Source organism: Rhodohalobacter sp. SW132 (assembly GCF_003390325.1).
Taxonomy (GTDB): domain Bacteria; phylum Bacteroidota; class Rhodothermia; order Balneolales; family Balneolaceae; genus SW132.
The window spans coordinates 425,269-441,087 of record NZ_QUOK01000002.1 but is presented as its reverse complement, the minus strand read 5'-3'; the positions used below and the strand labels follow the sequence as shown (position 1 = coordinate 441,087).

General features: G+C 43.7%; 16 protein-coding genes. 12 read left to right on the top strand and 4 right to left on the bottom strand.

Annotation, left to right across the window (positions count from 1 at the left end):
* Both DYD21_RS06510 and ispG read left to right on the top strand, forming a co-directional pair.
* On the top strand, positions 1–864 hold the full coding sequence (locus tag DYD21_RS06510; protein ID WP_116034324.1) for a rhomboid family intramembrane serine protease: 864 nt from the start codon (positions 1–3) through the stop codon (positions 862–864).
* Positions 865–1,018: 154 nt separating this feature from the next.
* The gene (gene ispG, locus DYD21_RS06505) at positions 1,019–2,254 is read left to right on the top strand and encodes a flavodoxin-dependent (E)-4-hydroxy-3-methylbut-2-enyl-diphosphate synthase (protein WP_116034321.1); all 1,236 of its coding nucleotides are present in this window, start codon (positions 1,019–1,021) and stop codon (positions 2,252–2,254) included.
* 87 nt (positions 2,255–2,341) lie between these two features.
* On the opposite strand, the gene DYD21_RS06500 is transcribed toward ispG, so the two are convergent.
* Positions 2,342–2,626: a GNAT family N-acetyltransferase gene (locus tag DYD21_RS06500; RefSeq protein ID WP_116034319.1), complete on the bottom strand. Its 285-nt coding sequence runs from the start codon at positions 2,624–2,626 to the stop codon at positions 2,342–2,344.
* Between the two features lie 261 nt (positions 2,627–2,887).
* Between DYD21_RS06500 and DYD21_RS06495 the strand changes: the two genes are divergently transcribed.
* The 3 genes from DYD21_RS06495 (at position 2,888) to DYD21_RS06485 (ending at position 5,028) form a co-directional block, all read left to right on the top strand.
* Complete coding sequence (locus DYD21_RS06495; RefSeq protein WP_116034316.1) at positions 2,888–3,820, top strand: ring-cleaving dioxygenase; 933 nt, start codon at positions 2,888–2,890, stop codon at positions 3,818–3,820.
* An 80-nt stretch (positions 3,821–3,900) separates the two neighbouring features.
* A complete protein-coding gene (locus DYD21_RS06490; protein ID WP_116034314.1) occupies positions 3,901–4,251 on the top strand; it encodes a hypothetical protein in 351 nt (116 codons plus the stop codon).
* 201 nt (positions 4,252–4,452) lie between these two features.
* Positions 4,453–5,028, top strand: coding sequence for a Crp/Fnr family transcriptional regulator (locus tag DYD21_RS06485; protein ID WP_116034312.1), 576 nt, complete (start codon positions 4,453–4,455; stop codon positions 5,026–5,028).
* 16 nt (positions 5,029–5,044) lie between these two features.
* On the opposite strand, the gene DYD21_RS06480 is transcribed toward DYD21_RS06485, so the two are convergent.
* Entirely contained in the window at positions 5,045–5,356 is a 312-nt protein-coding gene (locus DYD21_RS06480; protein WP_116034308.1) for a putative quinol monooxygenase, read from the bottom strand.
* 172 nt (positions 5,357–5,528) lie between these two features.
* A complete protein-coding gene (locus DYD21_RS06475; RefSeq protein WP_116034305.1) occupies positions 5,529–6,416 on the bottom strand; it encodes an SDR family oxidoreductase in 888 nt (295 codons plus the stop codon).
* Between the two features lie 383 nt (positions 6,417–6,799).
* Between DYD21_RS06475 and DYD21_RS06470 the strand changes: the two genes are divergently transcribed.
* The 5 genes from DYD21_RS06470 to DYD21_RS06450 all read left to right on the top strand — a co-directional run bounded on the left by DYD21_RS06470 (position 6,800) and on the right by DYD21_RS06450 (position 10,012).
* Positions 6,800–7,300, top strand: a complete 501-nt coding sequence (locus DYD21_RS06470; protein WP_116034303.1) for a hypothetical protein — start codon at positions 6,800–6,802, stop codon at positions 7,298–7,300.
* 57 nt (positions 7,301–7,357) lie between these two features.
* A complete protein-coding gene (locus DYD21_RS06465; protein ID WP_116034300.1) occupies positions 7,358–7,933 on the top strand; it encodes a YceI family protein in 576 nt (191 codons plus the stop codon).
* 317 nt (positions 7,934–8,250) lie between these two features.
* On the top strand, positions 8,251–8,676 hold the full coding sequence (locus DYD21_RS06460; protein ID WP_158551440.1) for a MauE/DoxX family redox-associated membrane protein: 426 nt from the start codon (positions 8,251–8,253) through the stop codon (positions 8,674–8,676).
* Positions 8,669–9,406 carry a DsbA family protein gene (locus DYD21_RS06455; protein WP_116034295.1) on the top strand — a complete coding sequence of 246 codons (738 nt, stop codon included), beginning with the start codon at positions 8,669–8,671 and terminating at the stop codon, positions 9,404–9,406. The genes DYD21_RS06460 and DYD21_RS06455 overlap by 8 nt, the downstream gene beginning before the upstream one ends.
* A 108-nt stretch (positions 9,407–9,514) precedes the next feature.
* Positions 9,515–10,012, top strand: coding sequence for a VOC family protein (locus DYD21_RS06450; protein ID WP_116034292.1), 498 nt, complete (start codon positions 9,515–9,517; stop codon positions 10,010–10,012).
* Position 10,013: 1 nt separating this feature from the next.
* Here the strand turns inward: DYD21_RS06450 and DYD21_RS06445 are convergent, their stop codons facing one another.
* The gene (locus DYD21_RS06445; protein WP_116034289.1) at positions 10,014–11,516 is read right to left on the bottom strand and encodes a phospholipase D family protein; all 1,503 of its coding nucleotides are present in this window, start codon (positions 11,514–11,516) and stop codon (positions 10,014–10,016) included.
* Between the two features lie 308 nt (positions 11,517–11,824).
* Between DYD21_RS06445 and DYD21_RS06440 the strand changes: the two genes are divergently transcribed.
* Positions 11,825–12,841 (top strand): LacI family DNA-binding transcriptional regulator, encoded by a 1,017-nt coding sequence (locus tag DYD21_RS06440; protein ID WP_116034286.1) that lies wholly within the window; start codon positions 11,825–11,827, stop codon positions 12,839–12,841.
* Positions 12,842–12,847: 6 nt separating this feature from the next.
* Positions 12,848–15,772, top strand: a complete 2,925-nt coding sequence (locus DYD21_RS06435; protein ID WP_116034284.1) for an alpha-amylase family glycosyl hydrolase — start codon at positions 12,848–12,850, stop codon at positions 15,770–15,772.
* Positions 15,773–15,819: the final 47 nt, after the last annotated feature.

Below are 15,819 nucleotides of genomic sequence, written 5' to 3'. Positions count from 1 at the left end.
ATGTCGGTATACCAGCAAGATTCTTTTTGGAATGCATTTAAGCGGGGCTTCCTGAGCATGCCCCCGGTAATCCGTACAATTATCGCGATCAATGTTGTGATATTTGTGCTGATGGCCCTGTTAGGTTCATGGATCAGTGAACCGCTGCTTTCTCTGTTTGCCTTTAATCCGGACCCGTTTACCGCTCTTACGCAGCCCTGGAGAATCATAACCTATATGTTTCTCCATGGTGGCGGTTTTCACCTGATCTTTAATATGCTCTGGCTTTGGTGGATGGGGCGTATGGTGGAAGAATCCATCGGACCAAGAACCTTTTCCGTGATCTTTTTTGGTGCAGGAATCGGAGGTGCTTTGCTGCAGGTGGCTTATGCATCAGTTTTCGGAGCTAATTTTGTGATTGGAGCTTCCGGGGCCGTACTTGGCATCATGGTGGCTTTTGCTTACCTGTTTCCAACCGCACCAATAATGCTCCTGTTCCTGCCACCGATACAAGCCAGGTTTTTTGTTGCCGGCTGGATTGCACTCGATTTTCTGCTTCTTGGATCCGGGGATAATGTTGCGCGCCTGGTACACCTTGGAGGAGCCGGTACGGGTTTTCTGCTCACCAAAATGCATTATCAGGGATATGATCTGAGTTCTCTCGTTCGGCCTATTGAACAAATCTTTAAAGGCAAAGGTGGGTCCAAAAAGAAAAAGAAGAAACCGAAACGCTCCGATATGTATGCTGTCTCCGATGTAGAAATTATGGAGGAGCAGGATGTGGATGAACTGGATGAGATACTGGAAAAGATATCGAAAAAAGGGTACGACGGGCTGACCGCTGAAGAGAAGAAAAAACTATTTGATCTGAGTAAGAAAAATTGAGCCATTCCATCAATGGAAATTATATGAATACGAAATAGTTGTTTTCAGATCCACTGAATGAATTATCATAACAATGAGTTTCTGTGGGTGAATTGTAAAGTTTACGATTTTATCTTTCATACTGATTGCTAATGTTTTGAATAACGAATGATTTATGAACCCAATTGACAGAAGAGATTCAATCGCAGTAAATGTTGGTGGTGTATATGTAGGAGGAGACCATCCAATTGTAGTTCAGTCGATGACGAACACGGATACGGCCGATATTGATGAAACCGTAGACCAGGTTGATCACCTCCACAAGTGCGGATCAGAACTCGTTAGAATTACAGTAAACAATGATGCCGCCGCCAAAGCGGTTCCGTACATCAAAGAGAAATTACTGAATCGCGGAGTGAACGTACCCATCATCGGAGATTTTCATTACAATGGTCATAAACTTCTCCCTGCTTACCCGGAGATGGCAAAATCACTGGCCAAATTCCGCATCAATCCTGGAAATACCGGTACGAAAACACGCGACAAAAACTTCTGTACGATTGTTGAACAGGCAATCAAGTATGATAAGCCGGTTCGGATTGGCGTGAACTGGGGATCGCTGGATCAACAGCTCCTTGCTCTGTATATGGACGAGAACAATGAACGGGAAAATCCGAAATCCTCAAAAGAAGTCATGCTTGATACTATGGTTGAGAGCGCCCGGCGGTCAACAGCGCTCGCTGAGGATGTGGGACTCGCACCTGATAAAATCATTGTGAGCTGCAAAATGAGCGGCGTTCAGGACCTGATTAATGTGTATCAGCGTATTGCCGCGGATCTGCCTTATGCGCTTCATCTCGGCCTTACGGAGGCGGGAATGGGAATGAAGGGGACGGTCGCAAGTTCCGTAGCTCTTTCTGTTTTGCTCCAAAAAGGGATTGGCGATACAATCCGGGTTTCACTCACACCCATGCCGGGAGCTGACCGGGCTGAAGAGGTGAGAATTTGTCAGCAGATTCTTCAATCAATCGGCATTCGCAGTTTTATTCCGCAGGTGACTTCCTGTCCGGGATGTGGCCGTACGAAAAGCACCTATTTCCAGGAGCTTGCCGATGAAATTCAGACGTATGTCGTTGAATCGATGCCGGTTTGGAGAGAGGTTTATCCCGGCGTTGAAGAGATGGACGTTGCTGTGATGGGGTGCGTTGTAAACGGTCCCGGTGAGTCCCGACACGCCAATATTGGCATCTCACTACCCGGTACTTTTGAAGAACCAAAAGCTCCCGTTTATGTGGATGGCGAACACTTTACAACACTGAGAGGAGAGGGGATCGGGGCAGAATTCAGAAAAATACTGGACGATTATGTTGTCAAAAATTATTCAAACAAGGAAAAAGTTAGCAGTGATTGACAGATGAATCAATTCGCTTTTTTAAAATCTAACTGACACAATTTTATAGGTGACCGTTCACCTTTGTTCGGTTTCGCCTGAAGAGTATCATTTCCTGAGCACATCCTGGAGCGACTTATCCCGTTCTATAATGGATTTGGCAAACGGGCAAAGTGGTATAATTTTCAGATTGTTTCTCCGGGCATAATTCACTGCGTGTTCAACCAGCGTTCTTCCCATATCCTCACCTCGTAAATCATCGGCTACTTCAGTATGATCTATGATTAATTGAGTATTACCCAGTTTTGAGTAGGTGATTTTACCTTTAACAGCACCACTTTTTTCTATATAAAACTCTCCTTTTGTCTCACCACTTTTGTGTTGAATGTCCATAAAGTTAAAAAATTACAGATTCATGTTTAAAGTATCACTACCCTCTATAAATTCATGTGAGACATTTTAAGAGGGCAAATCAGTGAGTTTACCTGAATTATTCCTCACATGAAATATAAGTTATCTTTGTATTTGTTAATTACAAAATGAGCATTGTTTTTTTGAATCGGGGTCAGTTCTTGATAAATATCAATTGCAGAAGTCAACAAAGTTTTTAAATTGATATAGAAAAGTTCAACATTGAATTATAATTACATAATCATGACAAAACATCAAAAAGGAATACATCACATTACAGCACTTTCCGGCGATGCCAGACGCAATGCGGAATTCTATGTGAAATCACTGGGAATGCGATTAGTAAAAAAATCTGTCAACCAGGATGACCCGGGTACTTATCATCTGTTTTATGGAAATGCAGAAGGGTCACCGGGTTCTGGTTTAACATTCTTTCCCTGGCCGATGGCGCAACAAGGTAAACCCGGTCTGGGCGAAGCTGTGAAAGTTGCACTTGCTGTCCCATCCGGCTCAATGGACTATTGGGTGGAACGTTTTGGTGAAGTGGGGATCGATTTTGATGGTCCCTATGACCGGTTTGGTCAGCAGGCGATCGGTTTTAAAGATCCCGACCTGATGAAGCTGGAGCTTGTTTTTGACGAGAAGGTTGACGAGTTGCCGGGCTGGGACAAAGGAACGGTTCCAGCAGAAAACGGCATCCGGGGATTCCGGGGAACTACTCTTCGATTGAATGAGCATCAGGCTACGGCCGATGTGCTGAAAAACCTCTTTCAGTTTGAGGAAACCGATCAAAAAGATAATGCATGGCATTACACGACGGATGCTCCTATTGGCGGATCTGTCATCATCGTAAAAGGGGAGTCTAAACCGTCGGCCAATGGCCGTGGAATTATTCACCATGTCGCTTTTCGGGCTGAAGATGATGAAGAGCTGAAAAGTTTGCGCGGGAAAGTAATTGATATGGGGCTGAACCCATCCCAGGTAATTGATCGCCATTGGTTCCACTCGGTCTATTTCAGATCTCCGGGCGGAGTTCTTTTTGAAATTGCAACCGACGGCCCGGGCTATGATGTGGATGAGGATCCCGATAAGCTTGGTCAAAAGCTGATTCTTCCCCCATGGCTTGAATCGAAACGTGAACAGATCGAACAGCGATTGCCTGAGATTGATGTTTGAGTATTGTTATTCATAATAAACAAGACCTCCAGGTTTTGAAAACCCTGGAGGTCTCTCCTTATTGAAACCTACTTTATAAAATGAAAATTACCCGTCTTTACACCGGCACTGATAATGAATCTCACTTTGAGGATATTGAAATAGAACTTAAAAGTGCCGGTGAAATTGGTCAGCTCTCTGAAAAGGTAAACGCAACCGGTATCATCTTTCGAAGAACCGAACCGGATTACGATTACGACTGGCACAACGCACCGGAGCGTCAGTATATCATCATGCTTGATGGAGCGGTGGATGTGGAAGTAGGGGATGGAACCGTACGGCGTTTTTCAACAGGTGATATATTGCTGGTTGAAGATGTAAACGGCCGCGGACATAAAAGCAGGGCTGTAAATAATGCAGCGCGTACATCTGTTTTTGTAACGCTGGATTAAGAATGAGCTACTAACAACCAACCCTCCAAGGGTTTCGAACCCTTGGAGGGTTAGAGGCGCTGATATAGACCTCCAAGGTTTCAAAAACCTTGGAGGTCTCAGTTGAAGCCGCCATACCTGAAGAAAATTTATCTGTAGAATATCGTTTTCAGAACTTCTACCTTGGGTTCGCTCAGCAGCAAAGCTAAATCTGAACAACCTATGTTTGATCAACTCTATAAAAGCATTCATGAACACGTTTCACTATCCGATGATGAGTGGGGGCTGTGCAAAAACAGTTTCCGTCCAAAACGGATGCTGAAAAGACAATTTCTGCTTCAGGAGGGAGATGTTTGCAGAGAGCTGACTTTTGTGGAAAAAGGGGCACTGTATTCCTATAACGTTGATTCATCAGGCAATAAACATGTAATTCGATTTGCATTTGATGGGTGGTGGATGGCAAACCTGCAAAGCTTTTTCACCGGTAAACCAACACGATTAAATATCGAGGTACTTGAAGACAGTGAGCTTCTGGTACTTGATAAAGATAATCATGAAAAGTTAATTGAAGAGATACCAGCGTATGAACGCTATCATCGGATTATTGTTCAGAATGCATATATAGCCATCCAGCAGCGTGTGGAAAATGCGTTGGGTCTTACCGCTGAAGAAAAGTATGCCTACCTGATAGATCAAAATCCTGAATTTATAAATCGTGTGCCGTTAAACCTGGTGGCGTCTTACCTGGGCATAACTCCGGAGACACTGAGCAGAGTGCGTGGAAATTTTGATCGATAAATTCGGCGGGCATTTTTTATATTCCTGCACCACCCAATATTTCAAGTTCCTGGCCTTTCCTTGGTTGAACGTCCAAAATAGGCATTACTTTCATGATGAGTTCTTTAACTCCTTCAACATGGAGTGAATTCTCGTGGTCTTCCTTCGTATCCCAAATCTCAGTTACAAATACAGTGTCTGGATAATTTTGGTCCGTCCCAATCACATAAAGTTTACAGCCTTTTGCGGTGGATACAAGTTTGGATGCGTCTAATAAGATATTTGTAAGTTCATCCCGATGCCCTGGTTTTGCAGATAGTTTTCCGTGCAGTAAGTACTTGTTTGCCATTATTGTGTAGCTATTTTTAAAAGTTGATTGTCAGTTAACAGATTTTTTATCCAAATGGAGAGATACGCCAAAGGATATTTTGAAAAATAAGCTAAAGTATTTTCTTCAAACCTGGGTGAATAGTTGAATAAAAAACCATGAAGAAGCATCTATACCAAGAAGCGCACTTAGCTCAAATTTGATCGGTACTATCTGTTTGATTGTGTGCCGATTTTAGTTCTTCAAAATATTTTTTCAACGTACGGGTTCCATATTCAGGTGCAATTAAGTCCATTGATAAAACAGTCATAAAAAACTCAATCGGGCCATAAATTTTGCTATTTGTGAAGCTTCTCAATAAAAACAAAACGGCTTTTCTTATCCCGTCAGGAATGTAAGTGATTTTAGGCTTCTTGCTGGCGACTGAAAAAGCAATCTTAGCAATTTGGTTGTGGGTTAATGTTTGTGGTCCGCCAACGGAAATTTCTTTATCAGTAGATTGTATGGCATTTACGCAAATTTCAGCAAGGTCAGCCCCGTGGATTGGATTTGCTTTGTACTCACCGTTTCCAAACAAATAAACTCTTCCTTTTTTGGCCATTTCATAAAATTCCCCCATATCAGAGAAAAATCCGTTTGGGCGAATGATACAGTAATCCAATCCGGAATTTCTTACTGCCGAAACGAATTTTTCTTTAGCTTCGCAGATTTTAAGGTGTGTTAATTGATCTCCCTTTAAAACGGATACATATATAAATTTTTTTACCCCGCTGCGTTTTGCTTCTTCAAGTAAGTTTAGGTTTGCCTGGTAATCAACATCCATATAGGTTAACCCGTCTTTTTGATTGGTAATACCAACTGTTGAAATAACCGTATCTACATTTCGACAACAGTTTTTAATCGATTTTGGAACCGTTAATTCGGCTTTTACAATTTCCAATCGGTTATTTTCAGTAACAGGTTTCGGCAATTTCTTTTCATTGCGTGTAATTGTTCGTGTTGCATACCCTCTGTTCAAAAGTTCTTTAAGTATGAAACTTCCTAAATATCCCGTTGAACCAGCTAATAGTATTTTATTCATCTTGTTCTACTTGTACCACCGCTCTCGAGGTTATCCTTGCTTCTTCCATTATTTTATTTATGTTATCTCAAAATTAATAATGATAAAATCAAGAAATCGAAATTTATATCAAAGGTTGAACATCAACTTAGAGCCGAAAGCCAAATCGAAAATTGATTCTGAAGTCGCATGAGTTTTTCTAAAAATTGATTCTAACCGGATCAATATGTAATTCATGGATCATTCTCTTTGTATGGCTCATCATTGACATGACATTATAATCTATCGTGAGACTCTGCTCTTGATATATATCAAGGGAATTTCTTATCACATATCAAGGAGAAGGGGACGCCGGCCGGCTTACTTTACGGTTGTAAATTTAGTCGGAAATCAGAATCACCATCATGCCTATTACAAAACAGACCGTAGCGATTATTGGCAGCAGCAATGGGATTGGCAGATCTTTCGTCAACGCTCTGTGCAGGGATAACTATAGATTGCTGCTTATTGAAGAGAACAGGGAAGAGGCTGAGAGGCTTTCTGATGAGATCAGTTCATCTGTTGAAGGCGCTGATATTGAGTTTTTGGAATGTTCGCACCAGGCAAGCTGGGAAGCAGATGTAATTTTGATTCTTAAAAACGGGATCGATCTTAAAGATCTGTCAGAAAAGATAAATGAAGTATCCACACAAAAGATCATCGTTACGCTTTTAAAGGCCGAGCGTGCAGATGATCTGGAACAGGTAGAATCCTATTTCCCAAATTCCAGAGTAGTGGGACTCTTTCCGGCAAAAAGCAGCACAAATAATGTTCACCTTCACTCCAGACAAAAGAAAGCACTGGACACTGTAAGAGACATGATCTCTGCCTCCGGGTTTCAGCCCGTCCTGATAGAGGTAAAATGAGATTTATTCAATTCACAAATTTTAATTACACATCAATAACCAAAACCAAAACAACCTATGAAGCAACTAACCGCACTTTTAATATTTTTACTTTTACCACTCACGATTATCGCCCAGGATACGTGGGTTCATGATCAGTATCACTCCAATCTCGGATTTACCGTAACTCACTTAGGTATCGCGGATGTTCCGGGGCACTTTGGGGAGTACAGCGTTTCCATTACCGCCTCTGAAGAGGATTTTAGTGATGCACAAATCGAATTGACGGTCCAGACAGCTACTGTAAATACACGAGTGCAGGACCGTGACGATCACCTCCGAAGTGAAGATTTTTTCCATGTAGAACAGTATCCCGAGATGACGTTTAGCAGCCGTTCGATCCGTACGGTAGAAGAGGGCGTTTTTGAACTGACCGGCGACCTTACTCTTCTGGATGTAACCCGTGAAGTAACTATGACCATGGTTCACCGCGGAACCGTTGAAAACCCAATGGCCGATGGCGCCCCGGTTGCTGGTATCCAGATTTCTGGCACCATTGACAGATCAGAATTCAACCTCGGGAATGGATTTCCACCGCCCATGATTAGCAATAATGTTGAAATTAAGGCAGACGGTGAGTTTGTAATTCAGTAAGTATCGACAGCTGCCGGAAGAGCGAGGGGATGAACATCCCTCGCCTACACTCTGCTTCGAAACTCCCCATTAGGTGCTATGAGAATATTCCTTGCCAAATAATAGGTGCCTTTAAATTTTTTACCGCAAGGGCGCAAACATCCGCAGAGGATATTTATTCATATTGTTTTCGTACATAGCGATCTCGTCGGTATATTTTTTTGGTTATCAAAATATCATAAATCATTGTTTCACAGCATCTCAAGGGGATATTTTTATCTTCCGACACGAAACTAATACAGAATTTAATTCAAAACATTACAATAAACTCAAACACATTGAATCAACCAATTACCAAACCGCAGCAAATAGCATATTTCATATTAAGAATTACTCTTGGAGTAGCATTTTTTACGTTTGGAGCGAGTAAATTCTTTAACCAGGGCATCGCGAATTTTGCCGATTTTATGATGGATCGGTTTGCCGGCCTGCTCCCCGAAATTTTACTGGTTCCGTTTGTTTGGGTTCTGCCATTCGCAGAACTGATCCTCGGACTCTTTTTGATCCTGGGATTGTTTAGTATGATCACGCTTACAGGCACCGGACTCTTAATCACCGCTCTTACATTTGGCGCGGTACTTTCAGGCGATCCGGCTACAACGGCTAATAATTTAATTTACGCGATCATCACCTTTTTCCTGCTCTGGAATGTACATGCAAACAGCTGGAGCGTTGACAATAAAATAGGACGTACGTATGAATAACCTGGAGAATCTAAATCCCGATCAAAAAACTACAGCGTTTACTGTGGATATATGGTCAGATATTGTCTGTCCATTCTGCTACATCGGTAAACGAAACTTCGAAAATGCGCTTGATCAGACCGGTTTGACGGACAACGTTAACGTAGTGTGGCACAGTTTTGAACTCGCTCCCGATGCAGAAACCAAGCCCAATGCCACGATTTATGAAGAGCTCGGTAAGCGAAAAGGATGGAGCCTTGAGCAGTCGAAGCAGATTCATAAGCAGATGGAACAGAGGGCGAGAGAGTCCGGCCTGGAATACGATTTCGACAAAACCGTACCAGCAAACAGCTTTAAAGCTCACCGGCTGCTGCATCTCGCTAAAAAGAACAAACTACAAAATGAGGTGAAAGAGCTTTTACTCAAAGGCTACTTTATAGATGGTAAAAATATCGACAGCGATGATTTTCTTGTTGAAACGGCCAGGCAGGCGGGACTTAATGAAGAGGAAGTTCACAAAGCGCTGCAGAGTGACTCTATCGAAAAGGAGATCCTTGAGGATATCACAAATGCCCGGAAACTGGGTATCCAGGGAGTGCCATTTTTCATTCTGAACGAAAAATACTCCATCTCCGGAGCTCAGCCTGTTGAGGTGTTTACACAAGCTCTTGAGAAGCTGAAAGATGAGTTGAACCTTAGAAATATATCTGATACCGACGGAGCCGTTTGCGGCCCGGATAAGAAGTGTTGAAATATTTCGAAAAAGACCATCTACAACCCTCCAAGGGTTTTAAACCCTTGGAGGTCTCGGGCTACATATTTTTCAAAAACAACAGCAACTCAAATCTCAGAATCCACAATGCCATCAACCTACAAAGCTCCCGAAAGTACATCTGTCGGGCATATTCACCTGAAAGTTACCGATCTCGGGCGTGCATTGAAGTTCTACCGCGATCTGCTCGGTTTTGAGCTAACCACCATGTACGGAGATCAGGCTGCATTTTTGTCTGCCGGCGGATATCACCACCATATCGGCCTTAATACCTGGCACAGCAAGGGCGGGGCACCGGCACAGAAGCGAGCGGCGGGACTTTATCACACAGCATTTCTCTATCCAACACGTAAAGATCTCGCCAGAATTGTGAAGCGATTGATCGATCTGGAATATCCTATTTCCGGTGCAAGTGATCACGGGGTTTCCGAGGCGATCTATCTCAATGATCCGGACGGAAACGGCGTCGAACTGTATCGCGACAGACCTAAAGAGCAGTGGAATTACAGGGAGGATGGATCGATCGAAATGGTGACGGAACCGCTTGATATTGAAGGTCTTCTGAAGGAGCTTGAAGCAGATTGATTTACAAAAACCGCTCAATTGGCATCATGGAAAAGAACCTCACAAAAATGAGTTGCATGAGGTTGGTCTCTGGTTCCTGCTTGTGAATCATTTTTCCCTCATCGGTATACTCAATCCATTGTATTTTTCCATTCTCATTTAGAGATACTTCATAGGAATTTTCAGGTACACCCTGCTCGAAAATTTCACGAATATCATTGGCCAGCCTGGAGCTCTCAATCACCACGCCCATCTCGGTATTAAGGTGTAAGGAGCGTTGATCAAAATTAAATGATCCAACGAAAACTCGCTGGCCATCCACAGAGAACGTTTTAGCGTGAAGGCTGGATCCGGATGACCCAAATGGACCGGCCTGTTCACGAAACTTCATGTCATCTGAAAATCTTTTCATTTCATGCAGCTGTATACCGGCTTTCAGAAGTTCAATCCTCCTTTTTTCATAACCGGCATGAACGACTTTAACATCAGTTGCTTGCAGTGAGTTGGTCAGAATCCGGATACTCACACCTCTTTTTACCATATTCCTGAAAACTTCCACGCCCGCTTTTGCTGGCACAAAATAGGGGGAAACCAGAATCAACTCTTTCTGTGGTTCTCCTACAATATTTTGAATCTGTTGTATGAGATTCTGGTCCGGCTTTGATTTGTCCAAAATTTTGGAGGGATTATCGCTGACCAATCGTACGTCAGCCCATACCATATCGAGATTTCCACTAAACAAGTCCCGGATAAAGTTGGAGTCTCTCAGGATCCCGATATATTCTGTTGCTTCGGGTTTGTTCTCAATTTCAGAAATGGTTTGGGAGAACTTTTTATGTTCTTTTTCACCAGTATTTTTCACGATCTGGTCAATCGGAATGGAAAGAGTGTTGTTCCAATAAGTATCAAAATCTTCAGAAATCTCCTGAACAACCTGCCCGATTAAAAGCACATCAAGATCGGCAAATAGCTGTCCGGTACCAGCTCCGAAATATTCATCACCGATATTTCTTCCGCCTACAATTGAGGCCTGATTATCCGCTGTGAACGATTTGTTATGCATGCGTCGATTCAGTCTGGTAAAGTTTGTGATAGAACCCATCCACTTTGGCCATCGCAATGAAAAGGGGTTGAAAAGCCGTACGTCGATATTTGAGTATCGGTTGAGTGCTATCAGGCTCTCATCCAGTCCGTTAATGCCGTTATCATCCAGCAGCAGACGAACACGTACTCCCCGTTTGGCAGCATCAACAATAGCCTTAAACATGAGTGTGCCGGTAAGATCCTTTTTCCAGATGTAATATTGAATATCCAGCGTTTTTTCTGCGGTTTGAGCAAGCAGAGCCCTGGAAGCGAAGGCATCATGCGCCTGCCGGAGGGGGTGAACACCACTCTCATTTGAATGTTCAATCAGCCGATCCTGGATTTCCTTCCCGATACGGGTATTCAGAGCCTCTTCAATTTGCAGCCGGCCGGTTTCGGTTCGATCTTTACGGGATGGAAAAATATATCTGTTTGCAGCCATTCAGATAGATAAGCTGTTCCTTCGAATGTTGCAAAAAAGTTGATAATGTTTTGAGGAATCAACCAAAAAAACTCGTTTGCCAGTTTTTGTTTATACTAAGCTACATCAGAGAGCAAAACTGCTGTTGACCTTATCTAATTTTATGCTGATATTATGTAAGCGCTTACATTCTGCATATTTATTCATACCGTAAACTGAGTTCAAATAGGTTGGAGTTCAGCTTAAGAGTATAATCCCTGGCTTGTAGGCTCTACTCGTATAAGGTTTAGCAAACATATCTTCAATTATCAAAAAAACCTCTACCAACTGTGCCCAAAACAATCTACGATATAGCAAAAGCGGCCGGTGTAAGTATAGCAACTGTTTCCAGAGTCTTCAATAACAAGGGGAGGGTGAAAGAACAGACCCGTCAGAAGGTAATGCGGGTTGCGGATGAGCTTGGGTACCATCCCCAGGTATTTGCACAGGGGCTGGCGCGGAAAAAAAAGAACAGTATTATGATGTTTGTCCCCATCATGTCGAATCACTTCTTCATGGAAGTACTCGGGGCAATACAGGATAAACTCACTGATAAAAATTTTGAGCTGAATATTGTTCACATCACACCCGATGAAGACGTTTTTTCCCAAGTTGAATATCAATTAAAACGCCGGTGGTCTGATGGCTATCTGTTTGTGTCCCTTCATTTTGACCCTGAACAGTGGGAAGTTTTCAAGAAGTTTGATGTTCCGATCTCAGTGATTGATGATTCAAACTCTATGTTCGATTCTGTCTCTGTTGATAATTATGAGGGCTCATACATTGCAACAGAATATTTCCTCAAAAAAGGGTGCACATCCATAGCCCATTTAAGTGCATTACCCGGTTCCGTACCGGTTGAGCAGCGTCTTAAGGGATACCAAATGGCGCTTGAAGATTTTAACATACCATTTGAAAAAAATCTTGTACAGCGCGGAGATGATATGTCCCGCGATGGGTTTACCGAGCGCAGCGGTTACCAGGCGATGAAGAAAATTTTAAACATTCATCCATTGCCGGAAGCCTGCGTATGCGCATCCGATATTAAAGCGATTGGAGCTTTAAAAGCAATGGAGGAGACGGGAATAAAAATTCCGGTCATTAGTTACGATAATCTTACGATTGCGGAGTACATCGGCCTTTCTACCGTACATCAGCCGATCTACGAAATGGGTGAAAAAGCAACGGAAAGCCTGATCAAACGAATCGACAATCCATCTCTCCACCCCTCTAAAACAATCTATCAACCCGAGCTGGTCATCCGATCATCTTCGGAAGTTAATCTTGACAGAGAAAACATCACATAAACGATTATGAAGCAACATCGATACAATATTCTCACAACAGCATTTACAGCTCTGTTTCTTCTCTTTACAGGAGTTGTAAACGGACAAGTCATCCAGACGGAGCCAAATTTCCCAACGGAAGATCAGCCCCTGACCATTACATTTGATGCATCAGAAGCGGATCGAAACGACCTTGAAGGGTTTACCGGAGATGTGTACGCACATACCGGAGTCATTATTTCCGAAAGTGATATGGGCAGTAATAACTGGTCATATGTGATCGCAGAATGGAATGAAAACTTACCTGAACTTCAGCTTTCCCATCTCGGAGATGATCTTTGGGAATTGGAAATCGAGGATATCCGTGAATTTTACGACGTTCCGGAATCGGTTGAACAAATTTATCAGCTCGCATTTGTTTTTAGAAGTGCAGATGGATCCCGCCAGACCGAGGATCTTTTTGTTGATATTTTCGATGGAGAACTTACGGTCAGGTTCAACCGGCCGAATGTATCACCGCTTAATCCATATTTCACCCAGCTGAATGAAATCGTTGAGTTCGAAATTGTGGGATCGGCTCCATCCGGTACCCTGGCATCTATCACGTTATTTGAAGGGGAATCGGAGCTGGCATCTGTTAGCGACTCCAATGAACTCAATTACTCTTATGAAGTGACCAGCACCGGCAGAACCGATTTTTATGTAGTTGCCGAGGATGAATCGGGAAACAGCACGGAGGATTCACTGTACATTATCGTCAATCCGGATGTGACCGTTCAGCCGCGGCAGGCCGGTATTGAAGATGGAATTACCTATCACGATGATGATCCGGGACGGGTTACGTTCTCTCTTTTCGCTCCGGATAATGAATTTGTGTATCTCATCGGCGATTTTAATGATTGGGAAGTAAATCCCGACTACATGATGAATCGGGACGAAACCGGACCGTTTGACGGATACCATTACTGGGTGGAGATCGACGGCCTTCAGCCTGGACAGGAGTATGCGTTTCAATATTTTGTAGATGGAGAAATCCGAATGGCGGATCTATTTTCAGAAAAAGTTTTGGATCCATGGAATGATATCTATCTCATCAACGACGGCATCTACCCGGACCTTATGCCGTACCCGTCCGGTCAAACCCAGGAAATTGCAGGTGTGATCCATCCGGGTCGTGATGCCTATGACTGGCAGGTTCCCGATTTTGAGCGTCCTCACGCTGAGGAACTGGTGATTTATGAGCTGGTCATCCGCGATTTTCTGGATGAAGGAACGTACGCTAACATGGCTGATACGCTCGGATATTTTGAGCGGCTTGGAGTCAACGCCATCGAACTGATGCCGGTTTCGCAATTTGACGGAAACCTGAGCTGGGGATACAATCCTGCATTTCATTTTGCACTGGAGAAAGCGTACGGCCCCGCAGAAGATTTTAAGCGATTTGTGGATGAGGCACATCAGCGCGGTATTGCCGTGATTCTTGATGTTGTGTACAATCACGCTACCGATCAATCACCGCTGATCCGCCTGAAAGGAAGTGACCGGAATGAAAATCCGCTGATTGGCCCGGGGCATGCATATAACGTGTTTAATCACCTCAATCACGATCATCCATACATTCAGTACTGGCTGGACAGGGCAAATCGCCACTGGCTGGAACGGTATAATGTTGACGGTTTCAGGTTTGATCTCACCAAAGGATTTGCGGCCAACCCCGGCATCAGCTCCAACGTAGATAATTACAACCAGGGGCGGGTGGACAATTTGAAGCGAATGGCCGATGAGATGTGGAGTTTTGATTCCGATGCGTATCTCATTCTGGAGCACTTTCAACGGGAGGAAGAACTGGAACTTGCGGTGTACGGCCGGGATGAAGGCTTCCAGGGAATGATGTTCTGGAACAACATGAACCACGAATATTCTGAAGCTTCGATGGGATACACATCAAACCTGACAAACACATACTTTGGCAATATCAACGGGCTGGATGTGGCAAACGGTATCAGCTATATGGAAAGCCATGATGAGCAGTGGATGATGCTCAAAAACCTCAAATTTGGAAACTCCAGTTCTGATGGAAGCTACGATGTAACTCACGATCTCACCGCCCTTGAGCGTCAGAAGTCTGTTGCAGCATTTTTTCTTACGGTTCCCGGTCCGAGAATGCTCTGGCAGTTCGGTGAACTGGGATATGGCGGCGGACCAAATGAATGCCTGAAACCGGGAGACGGATCCGATGGAGATTGTGAACCTTCCGATCCCGGCCGGACAGATCAGAAACCGGTGAGATGGGATTATTACGAAAATAGTGCGCGTCAGAATGTCTACCGGTCTTGGAGCGAAATGCTTCGTCTGAGAAATGAAAACCCGGTATTCACGAGCCGAGAAACCGTATTTGAATCATCACTTGGCGGAGAAGTCAAATGGATGCGGATGCAGCACGAAACCATGGACGCGATGATCGTCGGTAATTTTGATGTGGAAACGCAGTCATCAACCGTCACTTTTCCGGACAGCGGGGAATGGTTTGATTTTGTTACGGGAACAACTCTGAATGCAGAAACCGCTGATCAGACATTTGAACTGCAGCCGGGTGAAGTCCGAATCTACACCTCTCAATTTGTGGAACCTGCCGGTGAGGATGTATTTGTGAGCAGCGAACGGCAGGAGGAATCCACGCAGCCCCAGACATTTCGTTTAAATCCAAACTATCCGAATCCTTTTAATCCTACGACTAACATTTCGTATGAAATTCCTGAACGATCGGACGTTACCATAGCTGTTTACGACATGCTGGGACGTGAAGTGGCCACTCTTGTGCAGGATCAGCAGCATCCGGCAGGAACGTTCACCGTTTCATTTGATGCATCCGGTTTAAGCAGCGGGATCTACTTCACGCGCCTTGAAGCCGGTTCGACATCCGTCACCCGGAAAATGTCTCTTATTAAATAATTGTCACGTACCCGAACAGGGATCTATTAATTGAACAGAAAGAAACA

Coding starts and splice junctions, on each gene's coding strand:
- DYD21_RS06510 (WP_116034324.1), top strand. CDS start 1: ATGTCGGTATACCAGCAAGATTCTTTTTGGAATGCATTTAAGCGGGGC.
- ispG (WP_116034321.1), top strand. CDS start 1,019: ATGAACCCAATTGACAGAAGAGATTCAATCGCAGTAAATGTTGGTGGT.
- DYD21_RS06500 (WP_116034319.1), bottom strand. CDS start 2,626: ATGGACATTCAACACAAAAGTGGTGAGACAAAAGGAGAGTTTTATATA.
- DYD21_RS06495 (WP_116034316.1), top strand. CDS start 2,888: ATGACAAAACATCAAAAAGGAATACATCACATTACAGCACTTTCCGGC.
- DYD21_RS06490 (WP_116034314.1), top strand. CDS start 3,901: ATGAAAATTACCCGTCTTTACACCGGCACTGATAATGAATCTCACTTT.
- DYD21_RS06485 (WP_116034312.1), top strand. CDS start 4,453: ATGTTTGATCAACTCTATAAAAGCATTCATGAACACGTTTCACTATCC.
- DYD21_RS06480 (WP_116034308.1), bottom strand. CDS start 5,356: ATGGCAAACAAGTACTTACTGCACGGAAAACTATCTGCAAAACCAGGG.
- DYD21_RS06475 (WP_116034305.1), bottom strand. CDS start 6,416: ATGAATAAAATACTATTAGCTGGTTCAACGGGATATTTAGGAAGTTTC.
- DYD21_RS06470 (WP_116034303.1), top strand. CDS start 6,800: ATGCCTATTACAAAACAGACCGTAGCGATTATTGGCAGCAGCAATGGG.
- DYD21_RS06465 (WP_116034300.1), top strand. CDS start 7,358: ATGAAGCAACTAACCGCACTTTTAATATTTTTACTTTTACCACTCACG.
- DYD21_RS06455 (WP_116034295.1), top strand. CDS start 8,669: ATGAATAACCTGGAGAATCTAAATCCCGATCAAAAAACTACAGCGTTT.
- DYD21_RS06450 (WP_116034292.1), top strand. CDS start 9,515: ATGCCATCAACCTACAAAGCTCCCGAAAGTACATCTGTCGGGCATATT.
- DYD21_RS06445 (WP_116034289.1), bottom strand. CDS start 11,516: ATGGCTGCAAACAGATATATTTTTCCATCCCGTAAAGATCGAACCGAA.
- DYD21_RS06435 (WP_116034284.1), top strand. CDS start 12,848: ATGAAGCAACATCGATACAATATTCTCACAACAGCATTTACAGCTCTG.